Here is a 6,684-nt window from a genome sequence, read left to right as displayed (position 1 = left end):
ATTTTCTGGTGCGTACCGGGCTGAGAGGCGGTGTAAGTGAACTGTAGTTGCCATGTTTTACGGCAATGAGAGCAGAGATAGCGCTGATGTCCGGCAGTGCTTTTGCCGTTACGCACCACGCCTTCAGTAGCGGAGCAGGAAGGACATCTGATGGAAATGGAAGCCACGCAAGCACCTTAAAATCACCATCATACACTAAATCAGTAAGTTGGCAGCATTACCAAAACCATTGTTATTAGCCTCACTTCTCTTATTATTGGTACTATTGCCTCTGTATTAGTAACGCCGCTGATATTCTGTTTAGCCACAGGTGTAATCATCAGCGGCGTACGCGAGGCAGGGAGCTAATCAGGCATAGTTTGCGTCAAACCTTGCCTGTTTTTAAAGATGTATATAGAAAAACAGGCATTCAACAAGCCATTTTGCGAACCTGTTCCCGGAAAAATGTCATATTTCTGTCACACTCTTTAGTGATTGATAACAAAAGAGGTGCCAGGAATGAACAAAACGCTAATCGCCGCAACTGTGGCAGGGATAGTATTACTCGCTTCAAATGCTCAGGCACAAACCGTACCGGAAGGCTATCAGCTACAGCAAGTGCTCATGATGAGCCGCCATAACTTACGTGCGCCGCTGGCGAACAATGGCAGTGTGCTGGAGCAGTCGACGCCGAATAAATGGCCCGAATGGGACGTCCCCGGTGGGCAACTCACCACCAAAGGTGGCGTACTCGAAGTGTATATGGGGCATTACATGCGTGAATGGCTGGCAGAGCAGGGGATGGTGAAATCGGGGGAATGCCCGCCGCCAGACACCGTTTATGCCTATGCCAATAGTCTGCAACGTACCGTTGCGACCGCACAGTTCTTTATTACCGGCGCATTCCCGGGGTGTGATATTCCTGTGCATCACCAGGAAAAAATGGGCACCATGGACCCAACCTTTAACCCGGTGATCACCGATGATTCCGCCGCATTCAGTGAACAGGCGGTGGCGGCAATGGAGAAAGAGCTCAGCAAACTCCAGCTTACCGACAGCTACCAGCTACTGGAAAAAATCGTTAACTATAAAGATTCCCCTGCCTGTAAAGAGAAACAACAGTGTTCGCTGGTGGATGGCAAAAATACCTTTAGCGCGAAGTATCAACAAGAACCAGGTGTTTCCGGGCCGCTGAAAGTCGGCAACTCGCTGGTAGATGCGTTTACTTTGCAATACTACGAAGGTTTTCCGATGGATCAGGTGGCCTGGGGAGAAATCAAATCTGACCAGCAGTGGAAGGTGTTGTCGAAGCTGAAAAACGGTTACCAGGACAGCCTGTTTACCTCACCGGAAGTGGCGCGCAATGTTGCGAAACCGCTGGTCAGTTATATCGACAAAGCTCTGGTCACTGATCGCACCCGTGCACCGAAAATCACGGTGTTAGTTGGGCACGACTCCAACATTGCCTCTCTGTTAACGGCGCTGGATTTCAAACCGTATCAGTTGCATGACCAGAACGAACGCACGCCGATTGGCGGCAAAATCGTTTTCCAGCGTTGGCATGACAGCAAAGCCAATCGCGATTTGATGAAAATTGAATATGTGTATCAGAGTGCGGAACAGTTACGTAATGCCGATGCGTTAACCCTGCAGGCACCTGCTCAGCGTGTGACGCTGGAATTAAGCGGTTGCCCGATAGATGCCAACGGTTTCTGCCCGATGGATAAATTTGATAGCGTGTTGAATGAAGCGGTGAAATAACAGAAAGCTCCCCCGCGAGAAGCGGGGGAGTCGCTGGTTAAACGTTTTTACGTTCGATGGTCTGTTCGCCCCAAAAAAGCGAATCTTTATCGGTCTTAGCAAAGGCTTTGACTAACACTTCATCGCTACCTTCTTCCCAAATCTTTTCCGCCATTTTTTCGTCGTACCCGGCGACTTCGAAAATGGCCTCGGCTATTTCCGGCGACGTATTGCGCAGAGATGCCCATTCACCGACGTGATGAGCTTTCGCTTCTTGAGTTGGCATGCGTATCCTCCTGTTGAAGATTAGCCGTTAAGTTTAACTGCCAGACCTGCGACATATTCCCCTTGATAACGAGCAATAGACAGTTCTTCCTGGCTTGGCTGGCGTGAGCCGTCACCGCCTGCGATGGTGGTTGCGCCGTACGGCGTACCGCCGCGAACCTGTGAAACGTCAAATAATTCCTGCGCTGCGTAGCCAATGGGGACAATTACCATGCCGTGATGCGCAAGGGTCGTCCAGGTTGAAGTAATAGTTTGTTCCTGACCGCCGCCAGTACCGGTGGAACTAAAGACGCTCGCCAGTTTTCCGTATAGTGCGCCGGAAGCCCACAGGCCGCCCGTCTGGTCGAGGAAGGTACGCATTTGACCGGACATGTTGCCAAAGCGGGTAGGTGTACCAAAAATAATGGCGTCGTAATCGGCCAGTTCTTGCGGGGTTGCAACCGGTGCAGTTTGCGTTTTACCGCCTGCTTTTTCAAATAATTGCGGCGGCATGGTTTCCGGTACACGCTTAACGACAACTTCTGCGCCATCCACTTTGCTTGCACCCTCAGCGACTGCGCGTGCCATCGTTTCAATATGTCCGTACATGGAATAATAAAGCACCAGAACTTTAGCCATTTCTAACCACTCCTCGTGTTATCTCTATTCCGTAGCGATTCGCTACCACTTATTTAAAGATAAGACGTCCTTTTCAGAGTGCAAATTTCACAACCACTTATTTGATTTATAACAACTTTCACAAGCACGTAATTTTGTCGCAAAATGACACATTTTTATCTCATCGCGTTTTTTTAATCATAAGAGCGGCTTATGGATAATTATTGGAGATGATATCTATTCTCGCTAAGAAGCTGTTGCAGGATATTACCAAACGCGGGTCTGCCCGCGTCAGTTCACTAAGCTTAGTCCCACGTAGCGAAAATATGGCAGCCGCCATACGCCGCGTTAATTCTATGCAATATGATGTCTATACCCAGACGGAGGTCAGTAATGGCAAACCATCGAGGCGGTTCCGGCAATTTTGCAGAAGACCGCGAAAGAGCATCAGAAGCAGGTAAAAAAGGTGGACAGCACAGCGGGGGTAATTTCAAGAATGACCCGCAGCGCGCATCTGAAGCAGGTAAAAAAGGTGGCAAGAGCAGTCACGGCAAAAGCGACAACTAGCCGGACTAATCAGTGACGAATGCATTTTTGTCTGTAGCTCGTCAAAAAGCCATCACCGCCGGTTACCCGGTGGTTGATACTGATGACAAATGTAAGCTTGCCTGATGCGCGATGCTTATCAGGCCTACCAGAAGATTGCAATATATTGAATTTGCACTGTTTTGTAGGCCGGATAAGGCGTTTACGCCGCATCCGGCATGAACAATGCGTACGTTGTCAACAATCTGCACCGCCGGGTAATCCCGGCGGTTTTCTTTTTATGGCTCCTGATGAACAACTTCTGGCGGTGGAACGTCAACCAACCTTCTGCTTAATAACGCATTGAGTAAAATCGCGCCAAAGGTTGCTGTACCAATCCCTCCCAACGTAAAACCGCCCAGCGTGAGAGCAAAATCACCCGCGCCCAGGACTAAGGTTACTGCGACCATAATCAAATTACCGTTCTGGCTTAAATCGACACGGTTTTGTACCCAGATCCTTGCGCCTGCGACGGCAATCAGCCCGAACACAACAATTGATGCACCACCAATCACCGCGGCCGGAATGGTATGAATCAGCGCGCCAAATTTCGGTGAAAAGCCCAACAGCATGGCGATGACGGCAGCAGCGACAAACACCAGCGTCGAGTAGACTTTTGTCACGGCCATTACACCGATATTCTCGGCGTAGGTGGTTACGCCGCTGCCACCGACAGAACCAGAAAGCATCGTCGCCAGCCCATCACCGACGAATGCCCGTCCCATATATGGATCCATATTGCGTCCGGTCATCCCGGCGACTGCCTTGAGATGACCTAAGTTTTCCGCCACCAGAATCACCGCCACGGGCGCAATCAGCATCATTGCCTGACCATTAAAAGCAGGAGTGGAAAAATGTGGCAGACCGAACCAGGCAGCATGGCTGACGAGAGTATAATCGACGGCTTTTCCCAGCCCTAAAACGTTGGTCATCACGCCATACAGCAGACAGGCGACAATTAATCCTACGAGAATCAATAACCGCTGGATCATGCCACGGGTAAACACCGCCACCAGCCCAATACACAGCACCGTCATTACCGCCATCCAGCTATCAAAGGCCGAAGCCGATACACTTTTCACTGCGATAGGCGCTAAGTTCAGGCCAATCGCCATCACCACCGCACCCGTCACCACCGGCGGCATTAGCCGTTCAATCCAGCGTGTACCGATTTTCATCACCACCAGGCCAATGACGGTATAAACCAGCCCACAGGCGATAATCCCGCCCAGCGCAATGCTGATATTCGGGTTAATGCCCTGACCGTTAAAGCCCGTCGCGGCGATCACCACGCCGACAAAAGCCGCGCTGGAACCGAGATAACTGGGGACGCGCCCGCCGGTAATAAAGAAAAACAGTAATGTGCCGATCCCCGACATTAAAATGGAAAGATTGGGATCCAGCCCCATCAGAATCGGCATTAACACCGTCGCGCCAAACATCGCCACCGCGTGTTGAACGCCCATTATTGCCGTCTGAGCAAACGGCAATCGTTCATCCGGCGCGACCACGCCGCTCTCTGTAGAGGTCGATTTTAACTGCCAGTGAGGAAGACCGAACATTGCCATCAGCTGTCTCCTTAAGGAGGTTAACAAGCAGGGCGCATCAGCGCGTGATAACTGCGATCGAACCACACCAGCCCGTAGGGTGTGGCGTGACGATGAATCGCTTCGATGGCGCAAAACAAAATGTCGTGGGTGCCGACGCTCACCACCTGGCTGATACGGCAGTCAAATGAAACCAGCGCCTCTTCCAGTTGCGGGCATCCGGTCACACCAGTCTGCCAGCGGGCGGCGGCAAAGCGGTGTTCCATGGGCGTTTTGCCGCCAAAAAGGTTTGAAAGCGGCTCCTGCCCGGCGCTAAGTGTATTTACACACAGCGTTCGATTTTCATTGAATACCGGCCAGACGGACGCCCCACGATTCAGGCACACCAGTAATGTGGGCGGCGTGTCGGTCACGCTGCAGACGGCGCTGGCGGTGAACCCGGCGCGCCCGGCTGGACCGTCCGTGGTGATGATATTGACCGCCGCGCCCATGCAGGACATCGCATCGCGAAAAGTTTGTTGATCGACAATGTTCATAGTTTGCTCCTTACAACAGCCCGCAGGCTTCTTCAAAGGACAGACGTGGCAGGCGCGCAAAAAGTTTGCTGCTATCGCCATAGCCGATATTAATCAGCAGATTGCTCTTCAGCGTGCTGCCCGCAAAAAAGGCGTCGTCAACGTGTTGACGGTCAAAACCCGACATCGGGCCGGTATCCAGTCCCAGCGCACGGCAAGCGATGATAAGATAGGCCGCCTGCATGGAACTGTTGCGAAACGCTGTTTCTTCGGCAAGTTGTGGGCTGGAGGTAAACCAACTGCGGGCATCGCCGTGAGGAAACAGTTGCGGTAACCGTTCATAAAATTCACTGTCCCATGCGACGATAGCGGTGACGGGCGCGGTCAGGGTTTTTTGCAGATTGCCGCTGGAAAGCGCCGGGCGCAGACGTTCTTTTCCCTCTGCAGTGCGGATAAACACGATACGTGCCGGAGAACAGTTAGCTGATGTCGGCCCCCATTTCATCAGGGCATAAAGCTCCCGTAACGTCTCATCGCTGACGGGTGTCTCCCGCCAGCCATTGTGAGTGCGGGCATCGGTGAACAGGGTGCTAAGCGCACCTGGGCTAACGGCTTCGTTCATAGCAATTCCTTACAGGGCGGCTTCACGGTGATGTAACAGGCTGGCAAGCCCGTTGAGTAACAGAGCATTAAACGTTTCGGGATCGGTCACGTTGCAGGCGTGTCCGCCATAGCGCATCACCATTTTCTGGCTATCGGGCAGGGCGGCATGAAGTTCACTGGAACATGCTGATGGCACCAGCAGATCATCACTGGCGCAGATGATTTGCACCGGGCAGCGGATGCGATCCGCATGGTGACTAAAGTCAGCGCGTTTGAGGGCGTTAAGTCGACGCAGTAAATTATTTTTGCCCTGAAAATGCGCCAGTGCCAGCGCGTCTTCTGCCTCAAGGCGAGGTGCGCGGGCCGCCATCCAGTCGGCGGGATAGAGGAACAACGGCTGCGCTTCCACCCATGCCTGCGCGCCACCGCTATACAGTAATCGTTCGCGAACCTGAAAACAGCGGCGCGTATGGGCGTTTATTCGTAGCCAGCCGTTAACGCTGACCAGCACAGTTACCGACGCGGGATAATCCAGCGCCAGCTGCATTCCCACCAGCGCACCGAGCGCATGGCCGACCACCGCGTAATGCTCAATCCCTGCGGCTACCAGCACCTGATGCAGTTCCGCTGCCATCTGGGCGATACTGTAATCTTCTGCCAGTGTGTCGGGATTATTGCCGGTGCCGCGCTGGTCGTAACAGACTACCTGATACTCCTGCTCCAGCACCGCCAGTTGCGGTAACCAGTAACTGCCGCTACCGCCAAGACCCGAAATCAACACCACTACGGGTGCATCAGCATAAGGGGGAGGTGAGAGTGAAAGTTTCATCGCG

Annotated in this window: 9 protein-coding genes; 2 read left to right on the top strand and 7 right to left on the bottom strand. The window is 52.6% G+C overall.

Annotated elements, in window-relative coordinates; translation table 11 throughout:
- A partial coding sequence (locus K0778_RS21000; RefSeq protein WP_047664789.1) for an IS1 family transposase occupies window positions 1-167 on the bottom strand: 167 nt, incomplete at its 3' end.
- Window positions 168-498: 331 nt separating this feature from the next.
- Here K0778_RS21000 and agp point away from each other — a divergent pair.
- A complete protein-coding gene (gene agp / locus K0778_RS20995; RefSeq protein ID WP_001543620.1) occupies window positions 499-1,740 on the top strand; it encodes a bifunctional glucose-1-phosphatase/inositol phosphatase in 1,242 nt (413 codons plus the stop codon).
- Between the two features lie 37 nt (window positions 1,741-1,777).
- Here the strand turns inward: agp and K0778_RS20990 are convergent, their stop codons facing one another.
- Both K0778_RS20990 and wrbA read right to left on the bottom strand, forming a co-directional pair.
- A complete protein-coding gene (locus tag K0778_RS20990) occupies window positions 1,778-2,005 on the bottom strand; it encodes a YccJ family protein (protein ID WP_001143120.1) in 228 nt (75 codons plus the stop codon).
- 20 nt (window positions 2,006-2,025) lie between these two features.
- Entirely contained in the window at window positions 2,026-2,622 is a 597-nt protein-coding gene (wrbA, locus tag K0778_RS20985) for an NAD(P)H:quinone oxidoreductase (protein WP_001151437.1), read from the bottom strand.
- Between the two features lie 372 nt (window positions 2,623-2,994).
- Here wrbA and K0778_RS20980 point away from each other — a divergent pair, with 372 nt between their 5' ends.
- Window positions 2,995-3,168, top strand: coding sequence for a general stress protein (locus tag K0778_RS20980; protein WP_001273658.1), 174 nt, complete (start codon window positions 2,995-2,997; stop codon window positions 3,166-3,168).
- Between the two features lie 257 nt (window positions 3,169-3,425).
- On the opposite strand, the gene rutG is transcribed toward K0778_RS20980, so the two are convergent.
- The 4 genes from rutG to rutD are packed head-to-tail and all read right to left on the bottom strand — an operon-like array spanning window position 3,426 to window position 6,680.
- A complete protein-coding gene (gene rutG / locus K0778_RS20975; RefSeq protein WP_001619302.1) occupies window positions 3,426-4,754 on the bottom strand; it encodes a pyrimidine utilization transport protein G in 1,329 nt (442 codons plus the stop codon).
- 20 nt (window positions 4,755-4,774) lie between these two features.
- Window positions 4,775-5,269 carry an NADH-dependent FMN reductase RutF gene (gene rutF, locus K0778_RS20970; RefSeq protein WP_001028095.1) on the bottom strand — a complete coding sequence of 165 codons (495 nt, stop codon included), beginning with the start codon at window positions 5,267-5,269 and terminating at the stop codon, window positions 4,775-4,777.
- Between the two features lie 10 nt (window positions 5,270-5,279).
- Entirely contained in the window at window positions 5,280-5,870 is a 591-nt protein-coding gene (locus K0778_RS20965) for a malonic semialdehyde reductase (RefSeq protein ID WP_001001189.1), read from the bottom strand.
- A gap of 9 nt (window positions 5,871-5,879) precedes the next feature.
- Entirely contained in the window at window positions 5,880-6,680 is an 801-nt protein-coding gene (gene rutD / locus K0778_RS20960; RefSeq protein WP_001619304.1) for a pyrimidine utilization protein D, read from the bottom strand.
- Window positions 6,681-6,684: the final 4 nt, after the last annotated feature.

Origin of the sequence: Escherichia sp. XD33 (genome assembly GCF_019375075.1) — a bacterium.
Classification (GTDB): Bacteria; Pseudomonadota; Gammaproteobacteria; order Enterobacterales; family Enterobacteriaceae; genus Enterobacter; species Enterobacter flexneri_A.
The sequence above is the reverse complement of the archived record's forward strand: the minus strand, read 5'-3'. Positions and strand labels throughout refer to the sequence as shown.